Annotated in this window: 10 protein-coding genes; 4 read left to right on the top strand and 6 right to left on the bottom strand. The window is 53.9% G+C overall.

What is annotated here, in order from left to right; all coding sequences use genetic code 11:
* Positions 1-83 precede the first annotated feature (83 nt).
* The 3 genes from D5261_RS23480 to D5261_RS23470 all read right to left on the bottom strand — a co-directional run bounded on the left by D5261_RS23480 (position 84) and on the right by D5261_RS23470 (position 5,189).
* Positions 84-3,365 carry a DNA polymerase III subunit alpha gene (locus tag D5261_RS23480; RefSeq protein ID WP_119324581.1) on the bottom strand — a complete coding sequence of 1,094 codons (3,282 nt, stop codon included), beginning with the start codon at positions 3,363-3,365 and terminating at the stop codon, positions 84-86.
* A complete protein-coding gene (locus D5261_RS23475) occupies positions 3,304-4,776 on the bottom strand; it encodes a DNA polymerase Y family protein (protein WP_125206317.1) in 1,473 nt (490 codons plus the stop codon). Before D5261_RS23475 ends, D5261_RS23480 begins: the two co-directional genes overlap by 62 nt.
* Positions 4,777-4,961: 185 nt before the next feature.
* On the bottom strand, positions 4,962-5,189 hold the full coding sequence (locus tag D5261_RS23470; RefSeq protein ID WP_119324583.1) for a helix-turn-helix domain-containing protein: 228 nt from the start codon (positions 5,187-5,189) through the stop codon (positions 4,962-4,964).
* A gap of 550 nt (positions 5,190-5,739) precedes the next feature.
* Here D5261_RS23470 and D5261_RS23465 point away from each other — a divergent pair.
* The 4 genes from D5261_RS23465 (at position 5,740) to D5261_RS23450 (ending at position 9,554) form a co-directional block, all read left to right on the top strand.
* The gene (locus D5261_RS23465) at positions 5,740-6,285 is read left to right on the top strand and encodes a recombinase family protein (protein WP_119324584.1); all 546 of its coding nucleotides are present in this window, start codon (positions 5,740-5,742) and stop codon (positions 6,283-6,285) included.
* Positions 6,286-6,325: 40 nt separating this feature from the next.
* Positions 6,326-7,192: a hypothetical protein gene (locus tag D5261_RS23460; protein ID WP_176587337.1), complete on the top strand. Its 867-nt coding sequence runs from the start codon at positions 6,326-6,328 to the stop codon at positions 7,190-7,192.
* A gap of 97 nt (positions 7,193-7,289) precedes the next feature.
* Positions 7,290-8,114 carry a hypothetical protein gene (locus D5261_RS23455; RefSeq protein ID WP_119324585.1) on the top strand — a complete coding sequence of 275 codons (825 nt, stop codon included), beginning with the start codon at positions 7,290-7,292 and terminating at the stop codon, positions 8,112-8,114.
* A 279-nt stretch (positions 8,115-8,393) separates the two neighbouring features.
* Positions 8,394-9,554, top strand: a complete 1,161-nt coding sequence (locus tag D5261_RS23450; protein WP_119324586.1) for a Fic family protein — start codon at positions 8,394-8,396, stop codon at positions 9,552-9,554.
* A 42-nt stretch (positions 9,555-9,596) separates the two neighbouring features.
* Here D5261_RS23450 and D5261_RS23445 read toward each other — a convergent pair whose 3' ends face one another.
* The 3 genes from D5261_RS23445 to D5261_RS23435 all read right to left on the bottom strand — a co-directional run bounded on the left by D5261_RS23445 (position 9,597) and on the right by D5261_RS23435 (position 16,229).
* A complete protein-coding gene (locus tag D5261_RS23445; protein WP_125206318.1) occupies positions 9,597-9,935 on the bottom strand; it encodes a hypothetical protein in 339 nt (112 codons plus the stop codon).
* Between the two features lie 98 nt (positions 9,936-10,033).
* Positions 10,034-11,572, bottom strand: coding sequence for a fibronectin type III domain-containing protein (locus D5261_RS23440; protein WP_165864609.1), 1,539 nt, complete (start codon positions 11,570-11,572; stop codon positions 10,034-10,036).
* A gap of 1,192 nt (positions 11,573-12,764) precedes the next feature.
* A complete protein-coding gene (locus D5261_RS23435) occupies positions 12,765-16,229 on the bottom strand; it encodes a fibronectin type III domain-containing protein (protein ID WP_125206319.1) in 3,465 nt (1,154 codons plus the stop codon).
* Positions 16,230-16,379 lie beyond the last annotated feature (150 nt).

Here is a 16,379-nt window from a genome sequence, read left to right as displayed (position 1 = left end):
GGTTAGGTTTCTTCATTAGGTCCGGTTTATAGCGTTCAAGTCTTAGGAGGATTAAGATAGGTAAATCTGTTAAGGCCAGATTATTAGGGTGCTTCCAGTCGAAGCACGCTAATTTTGTGTCTTATCGCCATAACTTCCTGAGTAGCCAGTGGCTGAAATTCCTGAACGCTCAGCGGCCATGCCTGTTCAACTTCTATGGAGCAGCCCAAGCCCTTGCGGACCATGCGGCCCCGCACGATGATGGCGGGAGACAATAGGATCGTCGCCATATTGTTTTCGATGGCGTTGCCGTAAAACGCGGCTTGTAGATAGGCGCTTTCATCTTCGATTGTGCAGAACAGATGCCTGCCGCCGGATTTGGCGGGGGGACGATGCGGGCGGATGTTCAAACCGGCTACCGTCGCCTTCATGCCGGTTTTGAGTTGCATCGCTTCATGCGCGGTGACGATGCTGTGCGCAGCCAGCGCCGGGCGCAGATGCGCCATGGGGTGGCAGCTTGTCGTCACCGACACCACGCGCCATTCCCACAACAGCTTCTCCCAATCCGAAAAGTCTTCTATATCCCAAGCAATCGGCGTCGCATCCGCGCCGACCATGCGAATATCCAACCTTTGTTGTGCGCTTTGCTGCGCGCTGGCGCGGATGGATTGGGCTTTGGCGAGCGTTTCATCGAGTCGCCACAGCAAGCCGCGCCGGTGTTCATGCAGCGCGTCAAACGCACCGCAGAGCAGCAGGCTTTCGAGCAGATCGCGGCGCAGCGGCACACGCGCGCAAAAATCCAGCAGGCTGCGGAAAACGCCGTGATCGCGTGCGGCCAGGATTGCGGCGATGTCTGCTTCACGCATCCCGCTCACCAGACAAAAGCCAAGACGAATGGCAGTCACGGCCTCATCGGTCGTGCAGGCCAGGGCGCTGTCATTAATATCCAGCTGTAGAATCTGCGCGCCGCGCCGCCGCGCTTCGGAGGCGACCGATTGCGGCGCATAGAAACCGCATGGCTGGTTAGAGAGCAGGGCGGCGTAATACTGGATGGGGTGGTGGCAGATCATATAGGCCGTCTTCTGCCCCGTCAGCGCAAAGCTTGCGGAATGGCCTTCGACAAAGCCCAGGCTAGACCAGCCTTCTAATTCATCCATGATGAAATTAGCATTATCAAGCGACAAGTCATGATGAATCTGACGCGATCTCAGCACAAATTCCGTGCGCGCTTCGCGCATCGTGCCAGCGCGGGCATGCTTGGTCAGACGCTTGCGCCAAACTTCGGCTTGCGCGTCATTGACCCCCAGCATCACAGCGATGATATAGGAGACTTGTTCTTGGAAGCAGCACACGCCGTAAGTGCGTTCCAAGATCGGTTGCAGCGCCGGATGCAGATATTCGATGCGGGCATAGCCGTTGCGGTAGGCGATGTATTTTTTGACGGCGCGCGATTTGATCGGCCCAGGCCGGATCAGGCCGATGCTGGCAACCAAATGCTCAAAATCCGCCGGATGCAATTGGGTGGCGAGCGCCGCTTGCGCGGGTGACCCCAGCTGAAACGCCCCCATATTGCTGCCGGTCCAGAGCATCCGGTAGGTTGCCAGATCGTTTTTGGGAATCAGGTCATAATTAAATTCCCGTTCGCTGCGCTGAATATCGCGCGCCGCATCCCCCACGACGCCCAGGATCGGCAGCGATAGAATATCCAGCTTGACCGCCCCCATGTCTTCCACATCATCTTTATCAAGCATGATGATCGGCAGCACGCCGCGCGCCGAGGGCGTAACGACATTCAACTGTGACAGCGCCATACGGCTGATCACGACGCCGGAAGAATGGCTGCCAAGATGCCGGGGATGCCCGCCGATTTTGCCGCAGAGGGTAAAGAGCAATTCAAAGCGGGAGGCTAGGGACGCATAGCCGCGCAGTTCGGGATTGCGTTCAAAGGCGGCTTTGATTTCTGTTGCCGGCATGAATCCAGAGATATGCTTGGTAAACCATTTTAGCGCCGGGGTGGGGAGGGCCAGCGCCTTGCCGACATCGCGCAGCGCGCCCTTGCTCCAATAGGTCGCATAGGTGCAGCAGAGCGCGACATTCTCCGCGCCATAGGTTTGCGCGATCCAGCGAAAGACTTCATCGCGCCGTTTGGCTTCAAAATCGATATCAATATCGGGCTTTTTGCCGGGCGCGACCCAGCGCGCCACCGGCAGATTGCGCGCCACGACATCAATATCCGTCAGGCCCAGGCTGTAACAGATAATCGAATCCGCCCCGGAGCCGCGTCCGGTGACGGTGATATTCTGGCTGCGCGCCCACGCCACAATCCGGCCCGTATGCAGCACAAAATCAGCATAGCCGAGCGTATTGAGCAGCAGCAGTTCTTCGTCGAGCCGTTTGCTGACGCGCCGGTCAATCGCGCCATAGCGCCGTTTGGCCCCGGCATAGGATAGCGCCCGTAGATGCTGGCTGGTCGCGATGCCGTCCGGTGTGGGATAAGCGGGCGTGATTTCTTCATCGATCGGCATAATGCCGTCTTGTGCGCAGAGGTTGGCAATGACCATCGTATTGCTGATCGCCTCGGGACACCAGCAATACAGGTTCGCCATTTCCCATGCGCCTTTTAAATAGCGCTGGTTATTGAAGGGCCGCGCGGCATGGGCCTCGCCGAAGGTAATGTTATGAGCGATGCATCGCTTCACATCATGGGCGATCAGATCCTCGGGGGTGGCGTAATGCACATTATTGGTGGCTACGTAACGCACACCGATGCGCTTTGCCAGCAAGACGAGTTCGCGGCACAGCCGTAAGGCATGCGGGGCCAGATCATCTTGCAGTTCGATAAACAGGTTATCGCCGAAGACGGCTTTGAGATGCCGCGCCGTTACCAGCGCATCATCATAGCGATGATTGAGAATTTGCTGGCTGATCTTCCCCTGGCGGCAGCCGGATAAACAGATTACACTTTCGCTGTAAAGCGACAGCAGCGCCCAGGGCAGCGCCGGTGACAGACGCCCGCCATGCGCATAGGCCAGCGATAGCAAATGGCAGATATTGCCATAGCCGGTGCGCGATGCCGCCAGCAGCGTGAGATGCGAGCCGTCATCAAGGGTGAGTTCCGTGCCGAAAATCGGCTTGATGCCGTAATCCGCGCAGCAGCGATGAAACTTAATCGCGGCGGTCAGGGAATTATGATCGGTCAGCGCCAGCGCGCCCATGCCTTGCTGCGCGGCGCGGCGCACTAAATCTTCAATTGACGATGCGCCGTCCAGAAACGAGAAAGGACTATGCACATGAAGATGAATAAACATGGGGCGGGTTTGCCTTTTAATCAGCAATCCCGCGCAGCCGCCATTCATCGCCGATGCGCTGTAATTCATAAGCGCCATGGGTGCTGGTCATCACCCGGTAGGCGTCAGTCTCGACAATTTTGCCCCAGGACCAGGCGGCGGCGCGCCAGCGGTCGGTGACGCGCCAAATCTCAATTTGATTGCCGCCCTGCTGTGTTTCATGGCGTGCACCCTGCCGATAACCTAGATTGCGAAAGCAGCGAATAGGTGAACCATTGGGATCAGTGATGACGCGGACGCGCTCATTATGGCGTTTGGTCAGCGCATAGGTCCACAGATGGATAGCATGCGATTGTTGCAGTAATGCCGCTGAAATCACCGACGTGGGACCGTAGCGCCGCCGCAGTGTGCACAGTTCAGCATTCAGGCTAATTTGGCGTTCATGCGGGAAACTGTCTTGGCCGTTCATCGGATTGAGCAGCGTCAGTTGCACCGCGCCGCCGGCGTCGATCCCGGAGGCCGTAAGGCGCACTTGCTGGATTGCCTGCCGAATGCGCAGCCGGTTCAGTAGCCGCCCGGCGATGCGGAAGACGGTGACAGTATCATGAGTGGGGGAATAGAGATATTCTTTCTCCTGTACGTAAGCGCCATCGGCCAATTGCACCGTCAGCGCCAGGGCGCGGCAGTATTTGCCGCAGGCGCGCAGTTTCGCTGCCATGTCAGCGCTGCATTTTTGCAGCGCCTGCAAGATCGCCTGTTCCTGCCGCACTTCATCATCAAATATATAATCCTGTTCGATGGTGGCTTGCGGCCAGAGCCGACGCACCGGGCTACTGTCCAAGCCGACAGCAAGACGGCGCAGCCGCAGCGCCAATGGGTCTTTGACTTGGCGTTCCAATTCGCCCGGCGGGATGGCATGCAGCGCGCCAATCGTGGTGATGCCAAGCTTGGTGAGGCGCTGATGCAGTTTGGCGTCGATGGCGTCGAGGAAGGCCAGCGGCAGCGGGGTCAGCGCTTGGGCTTCATCCCCAGGGCCAACGGCGACGACATAGCTATCCGCTGTTTGGGGCTGGCTGCGCTGCGCCGCAGCGCGGGCCACCAGTTTGGTGGCACCGACACCCACCGCAATGGGGATTTCCAGCCGCTGCGCAATGCTTGCCGCCAGCGCATTGATGCGTTCGATCACGGCGGGGCCGTCAAATTCGGCGTAGCATAGTTCGGCATCAATCGGTTCGACGCTGCTGGTTTCCACGGCGATCACATCCCAGATCGTTTCGGCGGCTTCGGTATAAGCGCTCTGATCATAGGGCAGCACAATCAAATGCTCACAAAGCGCAACGGCAGTGGTGGTGTTCAAGCCGCGCCTGATGCCTTGGGCGCGCGCTTCCGGGGAAGCGCATTTTACGATACCGTCATCACTGGCTAAAATAAAAGGCTGATCAATCAAATGCGGCAGGCGGGCGCGCTCACAAGCAACGCCGATCAATCTCATCCATATGCAAGCAATCAATCTTCCGCACCTCCATGTCTGGTCGCCTCAAAGGCGGTAGACAGCAGTATTATGGTAGACAGATTGTGCTTTTGTCAAACAAACGTTCGTATTTGTTGGGCGGCTAATGATTTTTTTTGTTTAGGGTGGGATGTCTGACGAAAATCTCGTTGGCGTAACAGGTTTTCGCATGCAGCTTGCTGCTGTCATTCTTCGATCAGTGCGAAAAACTGCGCCAGGGTCAAGCCCAGATTTGTCGCGATCTTCTTTGCCATGTCAATTGAGATCACTTTTTCGCCGCGCTCAATATTGCCCATATAGGTTCGGTTGATGCCGCAATCATCGGCGAAAAGTTCTTGGGAGCGGTTTTGCTCTTTACGGATGCGCCGCACAGCTTGGCCTACCTTGATTGCTAGCGCAGATCTTTTTTCCATACTGATAGGATGATCGAGAGAACGTCTAAAAATCCACCGTCTAAAAACGCGCAATCTTTAGAAGCGCCGTCTAAAAGCGGTATTTTATGGTATAATTCGTAATGTGATCGTTCACGCGGATCTGATCACGGCCAATCAGCTTCACTGATCCTGCATCGGCATCGAACGTAGACCATGAAACCGCAGGCTTGTAACTGCCTATCATTTGCATAGGCGGGCTGCTTTATTTTACGGCAAGTTCGGCTTTCAAGGGCATTTTAGCTTAAAAGCAGTGTAAAATATGCATGCCCGGCAGTCTCAAAAACCACCGTTATTGAGACTATGCGGCTGCTTGTGAATTTCTCCTTTTCTGGTCCCCTGAACAATCCTCCTTTCTTCCTACCTCATCTACATTTTGTAGGGTTTCAATTGGCTTGCGCCATATGCAGGGCCGCGTCGATTCTTACCTTGTGCTTGCCTGCTTGCCCGTCTAACGTCTCAATAACGGTCGTTATTGAGACGCCTTCCCTGCATCCCAAACGAACGTCCATCTCTGATCTTGGGGGATTGTATGTTTGTAGGCTATGCACGGGTTTCGACGGAAGAGCAAAAGCTGGAATTACAGCGCGATGCCTTAGCCAACGCTGGAATAGACCGCATCTTTCACGACAAGATGTCGGGGCGGCGCAAAGACCGGCCCGGCCTCAAGGCAGCGTTAGCGAGCATGCAACGCGGCGATACGCTTGTGATTTGGAAATTGTCCCGCCTAGGGCGTTCTCTCAAAGAACTAATCGACACGCTCCAACTCCTGCAAGAAAAAGGCATCAGCCTTAAAAGTCTCAATGAATCCATCGACACCAACACCGCGACCGGCAAATTGCTCTTCAACGTGATGGGCGCGGTGGCGCAGTTCGAGGCAGAATCCGGCGCTGAGAATACTTGCGCCGGGTTGGCTTCGGCGCGCGCCAGAGGCCGCATGGGCGGCAGGCCGCGCGCGATGGACGCCCAAACGGTCGCGAAAGCGCGGCTGCTATTCAGTACGGAGCCAAAACGCTCCGCACGGGAGATTTGCCGTGAACTCAATGTCTCCAAGGCGACACTCTATCGCCATTTATGATCAAGCCGGCCACTGATATTCGCTATTTTGAAAGGTAATTATGAAGAAGCAAACTATAATGGGCGCGCTCGGCGCGGCGCTCGTCATCGGCACGGCGGGCTGTGGCGGCGGGGGTGGCTCAAGCTCTCCCGGTACGGGCGGCACGACAGGCAGCACTACTGGAAGCACGACAGGTAGTACCACAGGAAGCACGACAGGTAGTACCACAGGAAGCACCACGGGCGGCGGGGACAGCGCTACCAACCTTGCCGCCAAATTCAATATCCAGGAAGTGGACGGCGTCACAACGGCGGCCATCACCGCATCGGCGACGCCGCAAACTGTGAGCCTAAGCATCAATGGCGCGGTGCAAAACTTTCCCAATACGATCGTGCCTTACGATCTGATCGCGGGGCAGTCTTTCCAGATCATCAAGCAAGGCTCGCAATATCTCAATTTGCAGATCGCGCACCCCGAGGCCGGCATATCCTTTCCCGACTCGCCGATCCATGCGCCGATTAGCGCAGTCGGCGTGCTGACGGCTAATATTGCCGGCGCGCCGCTCGGCAGAACCTTCACATTTACAACACCGCCCGCGACCTGGAACAATTGTCAATTTCCGAACGGGCTCAGCATTACTGATTATGGCGGGGCATCCGCAGGGGCCGCACAAGCCGCCACCGATTTTACCATGGCCCTTTCATCAGGGACTGTGACCTCGGATCACGGCACCATGCCCGTGACCTTCAATACCGCTGACAGCAAATTCTTCTGCAACTTCACGCTCGTGGCTGGCGCGAATGTACTGGAATGTAGGGCGTCAGATGGCGCGGGCGCGGGAAGCGGCACCACAACCGGCAGTTGGTCGGCAGGCTTTTTTGATGTGGATCGCGTTTTCCCAGCCGCGAGTTTTGTCATTGGCTTGTGATCTTCGCTAATCGTGCGGCAATTGCCTCTCATCAAGGCGGCTGCCGATAAATAACCGTCATGGGGGACTCATACGGTCCAACAGGGCAATCTTTCAATTGAAAGGCAAGGATAAAATGAATCGTCATTTCTACCGCTTAAGCGCGCTCTCAATAATTGCCGTTATGACAGCACTGGATCCAGCAGCAACAATCGCCGCGAAATCGCATAACGCACCTGTGGCGGTACAAACTTCCCTAGCGCTGCCCGTCCCGTCCGGCGCGGTTACCAGCGAACCCTTTACTTGGAGCCGCAGCTATCACATCGGCGCCAGTATGGATTTGTGCATCAGTAAAAGTGTGACCGGCAAGACCTACGGCGGGAGATCCATCAACAAGGGCTTTACCAATTATCTACGTTGCAAGTTCAACGCCCTGCGCCCCGGCGCAGACCAAAACCACAGTGACCAATTGCAACTCTTTCTCTGGGTCGCGCCAAGCCGCGCCAAGCTGCATGGCGAGCCGATGATGAAATGGGTGCTGACCGACTATAAAGGCATGCAGGGCTTATCAAGCGCCTTTGGCACCAGCTTGCCGCAGATTTACACGCTGGTTCCGTCGTGGGAGCTTTACCAAGCAGGGACCTACCAGCCGGGGCGTTCCTTTATAATAAGCGAACCCGAAGGCTTGGACCAAACCAGCAATACCACTGTCACCTATCGGGGCATGCAGATGGTGGGCAAAGTTCAATGTGCTTATTTTCAATATCGCACCAGCATCCGAGAATTATCGGGGGAGGCCCACGATGAAGGCAGTCAAGGAGAAATCTGGATTGATCCAAAGGATGGCATCTATCGCTATTTACGTAACCGCAAGACCTATGAATTTACGTTAGACGGCAATAGCGGCATGGCAACCGAAACCTACATTCTGGGGCGGCTTTAAGCTGCTTTCAGTCCCCTTCATGTAGGCGAGATCAGCCGGGGAATTCCTTATGAAGAAGGTAGTGGTAACGCAACCAGCACCAAGCTGATGGTGCGCTCGTAGGACAAGGCTGAATTGTCAGCCCTCTATTGTCAAAATGAAAAAGCGGAAGCTATTTAATGGTAGCTTCCGCTTTTGCTGTCTGTACTTTTTGCTTCCTACTGGCTGTGAGCGATAGGGGCGATTGCTATCGCTCATTATGTATGGTAATATGAGCGATAGAATAGGGGCTTATCGCTCATGAAATGGAATTGGCAACTGCCAGACTGGCCGAATTTCACCTGGGATGCTGCACGTCTGCGCACGGCGGAACAAGCTTTTCTGCTTGGCAGTGGCATGTTAAGCGGCACGATAAAGCATCTGAGCGCCGATGATCAAGAACTTCTGGCTGTCGAGACCATGAGCACCGAAGCGCTGACGACCTCGGAAATCGAAGGCGAAATCCTTGACCGCGCCAGTGTTCAGTCCTCCATCCGCAAGCATCTTGGCCTTGCAACCGACAATCGGCGCATAGGCCCAAAGGAGCACGGGATTGCCGAAATCATGGTGGATCTTTATCAGACTGCCAAAATACCCTTATCCGAGGATATGCTGTTCAAGTGGCATCGCCTGGTTATGAGCGGTATCTACTTTGTAAGGAATCCTGGCGCCTATCGCACGGATACGGAGGCAATGCAAATCGTCTCGGGCAATCTTGGTGACCCGCGCGTGCATTTTGAAGCGCCGCCGTCCGTTCAGGTTCCTGTCGAGATGAGCCGCTTCATTGATTGGTTCAATAGCACCGCCCCAGAGGGAGCACAGCATTTACCCGTTCTAACAAGGGCAGGAATTGCACACCTCTACTTTGAAAGCATTCACCCGTTCGAGGATGGTAATGGGCGTATTGGTCGGGCCATCGCAGAGAAAGCTTTAGCGCAGGCGTTAGGACAGCCAGGGCTCACCGCACTTGCCGCCACGATCCTGAGCCAGCGCAAGAAATATTATGCGGCTTTGGAAGCCGCCAGCACCCATAACGAAATCACCGATTGGCTGCTGTGGTTCGCTGGTATGGCTGTTGAGGCCCAGCGGCGCACGCTTGCTCAGGTGGCGTTCCTGATCGACAAGGCCAAATTATTTGATCGCTTACGTGGTCAGCTCAACCCACGACAGGAAAAGGCACTGCTGCGCATGTTTCAAGAAGGGCCTGGCGGTTTTGAAGGTGGCATGAGCGCCGGAAAATATGCTGCGATCACCGGGGCGTCGCCGGCGACGACGACACGTGATCTTGTTGATCTGGTAAGCAAAAATGCACTGAGCCGCGATGGGGAACATAAGCATGCCCGCTATCAATTGATGATTCCGTTACGCCTAGCGAAAACAATCACGATCAACTCTCAGGGGGAATTAGTAGAGGGAGAATAAATTTCGGAACATATGTGTATATACGCCTCACATATTCTCTAATTACCTGTGTATTCTATATAAAATAATTGCGTCATTCATAAAAATTGATGAGAAACATAGGATTGAAATCAATATCGCCCATTTTCCCATTCGATTCTGCCAATTTTGCGCTCCGATAATTAAACCCATTGAAGCGGATGCTAAGCCACTCGCCATAAGTTGCCCCCCAAATGGGAAGTTAACTGGATCAATCAGTAAAGGAGGTACAAATAAAATGAAACCTAACGATGATAAAATTATAGCAATATTCCCACCGATATTTTTTTTCGGTTTCTCTTCTTTACTATTCGTCTCTGTAATATTTGAAGGCGCAGGTGGCCAAGTCTTATTGGGTTTCATAAATATTGTTTGAAGAACTTTATCCAATCACACGTAGAATAGTCATCAGGCTCTTATGTTTAATAGCCGCATCGCATAAGAACCTGATGACATACGACTTACTTTACTCCTGCAACGCCATTATAATAGTCTGACATTGCGTCTGCCGCTGATGTCTCCACTGCGCTTAATGATTTAGCATGAGCTTTATCGACGACGGCTCCTTCATATTCTTGAAATGTCAAATAGCCCATAAACGGACTTTCTTTTTCATATCCATCTTTCCCACTTCCACCATTATCATACCATTTCCTATTTTTATCCAAGTTTTGATAGCATTCAGTCCGTATACCGGTGATCTGCCAGTCATATATATGGTTGATGGCAGGCGTTAAGAAATTAAGAGCAGCTATCCCGACCCCAACCATTCCGTATACCCGCTTTACCGCACCACTGGTCTCAGACCATATTTTACCCGCCTTATTGGTGAATTTATTCCAATTCCCCTTGATGTCGGTTCCTTCGGGGTCAGAATAGATAATGGGATTATTTATGGTATATCTATATAAATTTCCCCCTCCATTGTAACCAATTGGGTCGCGCGTTAAAAAGCTACCAATGGCAGGATCATAGTATCGGTGCGTCAGTAGCTCTAATCCCGTATCTGGATCGGTATTATAGCCCCATTCGCCTCCAAATCCGCTATACGGATCTGCGGAATTATCAGTACCAACTCTGAGGCCATATGCATCGAACATGTATTCAGCGACGGTACTACCCTGGGCATCCATCCTTTCTGCGGGATTTCCCTGAGGGTCAAAATTATATAGCGTACTTACAGATCCGTCTCTTCTAGAGGAGACATTGGATCCAATAAATGTATTGACGGCAGTTACATTGCCATTGGATGCCAGTTCGCATACGGAAAGACTACCATCATAGAGGTAATAGGTGCGTCCGAGAGCGTTTTGCTTCCAAGCACGCAGGCCGTCACCGTTGTATCCATAGGCCGTGCTGCTAACAGCCGCTGAAGTGGCAGCCCGAGGCGTCCCGACAGCCTCTGTGGAATCAAATGTTTCACCCAGATTCGATACGCTGCTTACGACGTAGAAGTAATTTGTGCCGTTGATTAAACTGCTATCGGTATAGGAGGTTGAGGAAATCCCCGATGCAATCGTAGTATATGTACCCTCCGAGGACAGTGAGCGCTTAATGTTATATCCTATTGCGCCATTTGTCGCAGGCCAATGAAGACCCAATTGTGAATTGCCTGGCGTCACAGTTATGCCGATGACGCCAGGAGAGCGCAGGAGCGCCGCCGCTGATACTTCATTGGAATTTCCGCTTGTTGCGTAGGCGTTCGTAGCGGATACGACGTAGTAATAGGTAGTGCCTGCTGCTGCCGACTGATCTGTATAGCCAGTATTGGCGCTCGTGACGAGGGGCGAATATGGTCCTCCTGGGGTAGTCGAACGGCCGAGGTTGTACGAAGTCGCCCCTGGCGATGCCGACCATGTGAGTGATATTTGCTCATACAGAGATACGGCGGCGAGCGTGCCGGGCGCTATTGGAGGCCCTGTTGGCAGCGCGCTTGCTTCGTTCGACAATGCGCTTGTTCCACCTGCGCCCGTGGCAGTGACAACGTAATAGTAGTTCACGCCATTAGTGATTCCATTATCCGTGTACGATGTGCCGCTTACACTCGTTGTCAGCTGTGTGTAAGGTCCTCCAGATACAGAGCCCCTTAGAACCGAGTAACTTGTAGCCCCAGTCGACGCGCTCCAACTCAATGTTGCCTGTGCATTTCCTGGGGTTGCCACAAGATTTGCAGGAGCGGCTGGCGCAGACACTGGGGTTGCGCTTGCCTCATTTGAATTGCCGCTGGACCCCGAGGAGTTGTTTCCGACCACAACGTAATAATACGTGTGGCCACTTTGCAACCCAGTGTCCGTATAGCTTTGCCCTGTCACCCCCGATGCGATTACTGTATACGGACCGCCAGTGGTATCGCTTCTCTTTACGTCGCACGTCGTAGCTCCCGCCGGGACACTCCATGCGAGCTGCACTTGTGCATTTCCAGGTGTAGCGGTGAGTTGAGTCGGAGCATCAGGAACGCCTGAGGCTTCCTGAAGAGTCGCCGCTTGGAGTACCGCAAACGGTGTTGATGCAGGATCGCCAATCTGCCATGTCACGGCCAGGGTCTGACCTGCCGAGGCAGCCTTATAGGTAACAGTGTAGACTCCTATCGAGGCGCCACTGTCGTTCGAAAGTGCCGTGCTGGAAAAATCTACCGCCGAGCCATCCGAAAGGTGAGCCGTTAGCAGACCGCCGGCACGCACGATGGCCACGTAGAGCTTTAATATGCGCGGCGTCGTGTCTGCTGGGACCGTGAAGCTAAAGCCGCCGCCGTCGCCATAGGCAAGCATACCGTAGGAATTCGACGATGAGGACGCCGTGGGAGCCCCATCAGTCCAGTTCATCGCTACTGCACATCCGCTGGTGTTCGCAATCGAAGTGGAACCGCTAGCTGGAGCATAGTTGCTAATTTTTCCCCCGCCACTGCTCTTGTGATCGTAACCAGGCCAGTGCGCCCAGTCCGCTGTCCCCTCGGCGGTCAAGTCAACGGTAGCCCCAGATCCAAGTGTGGTAAACGAGCCGTTGAGCGCTCCACCTGACTGCGCGGCTGCGAGGGTCGGGGCGAGGTGAATTGCGGCGAGGCATGCAATAACTGCGGAAAGCCTCTTTATAGGAGATAAAGTTGCGTACACACGCGTTCCTCTCGTGTTTCTTGCGGCCTGTTCAGCCGATCGGTAAGATCCATAGGGCACATCCGTAATTAACGGCTTCTGTTCAATGTCCATTGGTAACCAGCCTGTTCTCTTCGTCATACGAGAGGGAGACCCCCCGGTATGCCGTTGGGTTGCCGTTAAGGTCATACGTAAAGCCAGCATTCTGATTATTGGCGTTGAACGAGTTGGACCCGCCGCGCATTGTCAATGGGTTTCCCGCTGCGTCATAGGAAAACAGGTTGGTATAACCGCCGTTGCGCGTTGACTGTTCTTGCACCAGGCGACTGAGCGCATCGTAGGTGAATGTGGTTGTGCCGCTATATCCGGTGTGCCCTGGGATTGTCGCCGTCATCGAGGTGCGGTTGCCGAGGCCGTCGTACATAAGCGAATCAAACTTTGAAAGCAAGTCCCCAGTTGGCGACTGGTGACTGAGACTTGAAAGTTGTCCTAGAGCGTTATAAGCGAAATTCGTAAGAACGCCATTTCCATGCTGATGACTGCTTACCCATCCATTATCCAAGTAGCTAAGCGTATCAACTTCACCAAACGGATTGGTGACCTTGTGTAGCTGGCCGTCTACATCATAGCTGTATTGGAACGTACCAGCAGGAGTGCCCATAGACTTTCGGCTTGCGTTTGGTTGGTACGTATACAATACCGACTGCGATGCAAGCCCTGCGTAGCTTGTCGTAGCCCATTGCAAAAGATCGCGGTCATCATACGAATAGGTGGTTGCACCTGTACCATCCGCCATGGACGAGCGCCGCCCGTAGCTGTCGTAGCCATAGTGAACACTCTTTGCTGTGTCCAACGGATAAATGATATCCGTCAGTCGCTGCTCCGCATCATTATATTGGTAGTCAGTTTCCACGCCGCGCCCGTCTACCCGCATCAGCACATTGCCCACGGCGTCATAGCTTGGCAGTTGGACGGTTTCTCCACCAGGATAGATAACAGTCGCAAGCTCACCCGTGGGATGGTAATAGTACCGGGTGGTGTGACCACCGGCGTCGGTCAACGACTTAAGACGATATAGGGCGTCGTAAGTGTATGATACTGGGTCTGGACTTCCAGTGACAGAGAGTAGCTCTCCTTCCAAACCATAATTGTATACAATCTGGCGCACCTGATTTCCGCTCTCATCATACGAGGTCAGTGAAACAATTGGGCCACCTGGGAACAAATATGCTGCAACTTGCTTCGCCCGACCGGATCCCGTCTGTCCTGTTGCCGGCAATGTCGTCGTCGTAGGCTGATCGGCAATATTGTAAGAGATGTCCGTCTCATTGCCAATTGCGTCGGTCATGGCGATTAAATTGCCATGAGAATCGTAACGGAGATGAGTGGCCTTTCCGAGGTTATCCGTAATGACAATCGGCTGCCCGACAGCGGGAGCTTGTGTGTAGGACCCATCTGTTGCGTAGTTGAGCGTCGTTACGATGCCTTGATCGACGCCTGAAATCAACGTGGCGTCTGTTCCGGGTGTCACAATACGTGTCACATTGCCTAATGCGTCGTAATTGAAATTGGTGCTTACGGAAGAACCACTGCCGATGCTGCCTGGGGCTGGCTCCGTAACCGAGCTTATCAGGCCGGATGGCTCGTAATACGATATCGAGCTAGGCATTCGTGGCGAGGAGAAATTTGTTCCCGGCTGTACACTTAGAAGACGTCCTAAGGGAAACAGGCTATAATCGTAACTGAAACTCGTTGCGACGCCACGTGGATTCGTCACTCCCGTTATATTTCCGAAAGCATCATACGTCATTGTCGTGATCTTGCCGGCTAAATCCGTTTGCTTTGTAAACTTGGACGGGTTAGTGGGGTCAAGATATTCTATAGTGGCCGTTCGGTTGTAGACGTCCTTTATCCCATTACTTCGGCCTAAGCCATCGTAGCTGTATGTCATTTGGGACAATGTTTTGTTGCTATTCTTAACTTCTACCATTGTCGCGCCGGCGGATGCCTTATAGCTGCGGATGTTGCCATTCGCGTCAACGAGCGCTGCAACGGCACCTTTGGAGTCATACACGATGTGGCTAGTGCTCGTACCGTGCCCTGTCGGACTTGGTACGGTGATATTCCCCAACAACGGTTGGCCAAAGAAGGCACTGTAGCCATACGTCCAGTGCGCGGGCTGGGGCGAAGCGCCGGCATCCGACACCTGCGAGACAGTTGTCAAGCAATTGAGAGCGACTGAGGCAGGAGTAGTCCATCCATACGTAACCTTGCGGCCAGAGTTATCAGCGACGGATGACAGATTCCCACTGTTATAAGTGAACGTGAGCAATGCAGCTCCAGATGAGGCGTCCGCTACTGATGTCAGAGTTCGATCTCCGTTCCAGTTGAGAACAATAGAGTGCCCCATACGATCTGTTATTCGACCAAGCACAAACAGTCCACCGAATGGAACGAATCTCCACTGACTGCGATCGCTGTTTACCAGGGTGAGGGAACTCCACTGGCCCGCAGTGCTTCCCGCAACTCCAGTGACATAGTAAGGCGCGCCAGATACAGCGGCAAACGTTCCGGTTGGCTGGCCACTACCATCAAGGTTTGGAACCAGCGTCTCGCTTGCGCCATTGGGATAAATCATTTTGAGCGATCCCCAGCTTGAAAGCTGGGACGGCTGAATTGTGATGTCATACCCATGGGTCCAGCCAGCTGACAGACCAGGAGACGCTGCGCCCGTTAGCGCACGGTCACTGCTGTATTGCCGTTGAAAAGAAGCCTTCGGCCCGGAGGGATTGTATGCGACGAGATCAGGAGCCGGGTCGTAGTCCTCGGTACCGTTCGTAAGGTCAACTGGATCGTAAGCTGAAGGTCCGCAGTCGCATGGGGGCGCATCTTTCGGCCTCGCGTCCGCGTATGGCGGCACTTGCGGGTGGCCTACGAGTGCCCTCACCATCGGGCCCGGCGTAACACCACCCAGGTTAGCTGAGTAAGTCTGGAAGAAATAGACGCCGCTCGGCAGACCGCCAACAGTCAGAGAGCTACCGGTAGAGCCCAGGTCAAAAGGGCCATTAGGATGTGCGCTCGCCGCAATAGGCGTAGTGCCATAGTTCACGTAGTAATTGTCTGCACCTGACACGGGGTTCCACTTGACCACCACGCTGTCATCAGTTGGTCCCGCTCCCGCTGTCACGCCGGTGGGAGGGTCTAACGTGAGTGTTTGAGACACCATGGCTGAAGGATCGCTGGAGCATACATCCTTATTCGCATAAACTGCGAAATAGTAAGTGATGTTGTTCTTAAGCCCACTAAATGTGTAGGAAGCGCCGGCGCTACCACCGCTGTAAGGTTTCTGGAACGCATCAGCAGGGGTTGTCCCATAGGAAATTCCATAACCTGCTGTTGCGCCATTAACTGGGATCCAAGTGATGGTGATTGCACCATCACCGGGGGTCGCTACGACTCCGCTCGGCGCTGGTGGCGGTATACAGTCGGCGTTTGCTGTCATCGGGATCATTGATGCTGCTGCGCATGAGAAATAAAAACTTAACTTCTTTGAAAACTTTCTGATCACTATTACTCCTCGGTGTTATAACGCCAATCGCAATCTAGAACATGCGATAATGACCAATGCTTTTAGATCGCATCGTCGATAATGAAATCTAGCACAGGCAAAATTTGTATTTCTCCCATCTGTGTTTTCGATGCCTGGAATCTGAAAGAC

The sequence above is a fragment of the Capsulimonas corticalis genome (assembly GCF_003574315.2).
Classification (GTDB): Bacteria; Armatimonadota; Armatimonadia; order Armatimonadales; family Capsulimonadaceae; genus Capsulimonas; species Capsulimonas corticalis.
The sequence above is the reverse complement of the archived record's forward strand: the minus strand, read 5'-3'. Positions and strand labels throughout refer to the sequence as shown.

What these genes read in the sequence shown, in the direction of transcription:
- D5261_RS23480 (WP_119324581.1), bottom strand. Translation starts at nt 3,365, where the DNA reads ATGGCGCTTATGAATTACAGCGCATCGGCGATGAATGGCGGCTGCGCG.
- D5261_RS23470 (WP_119324583.1), bottom strand. Translation starts at nt 5,189, where the DNA reads ATGGAAAAAAGATCTGCGCTAGCAATCAAGGTAGGCCAAGCTGTGCGG.
- D5261_RS23465 (WP_119324584.1), top strand. Translation starts at nt 5,740, where the DNA reads ATGTTTGTAGGCTATGCACGGGTTTCGACGGAAGAGCAAAAGCTGGAA.
- D5261_RS23460 (WP_176587337.1), top strand. Translation starts at nt 6,326, where the DNA reads ATGAAGAAGCAAACTATAATGGGCGCGCTCGGCGCGGCGCTCGTCATC.
- D5261_RS23450 (WP_119324586.1), top strand. Translation starts at nt 8,394, where the DNA reads ATGAAATGGAATTGGCAACTGCCAGACTGGCCGAATTTCACCTGGGAT.
- D5261_RS23445 (WP_125206318.1), bottom strand. Translation starts at nt 9,935, where the DNA reads ATGAAACCCAATAAGACTTGGCCACCTGCGCCTTCAAATATTACAGAG.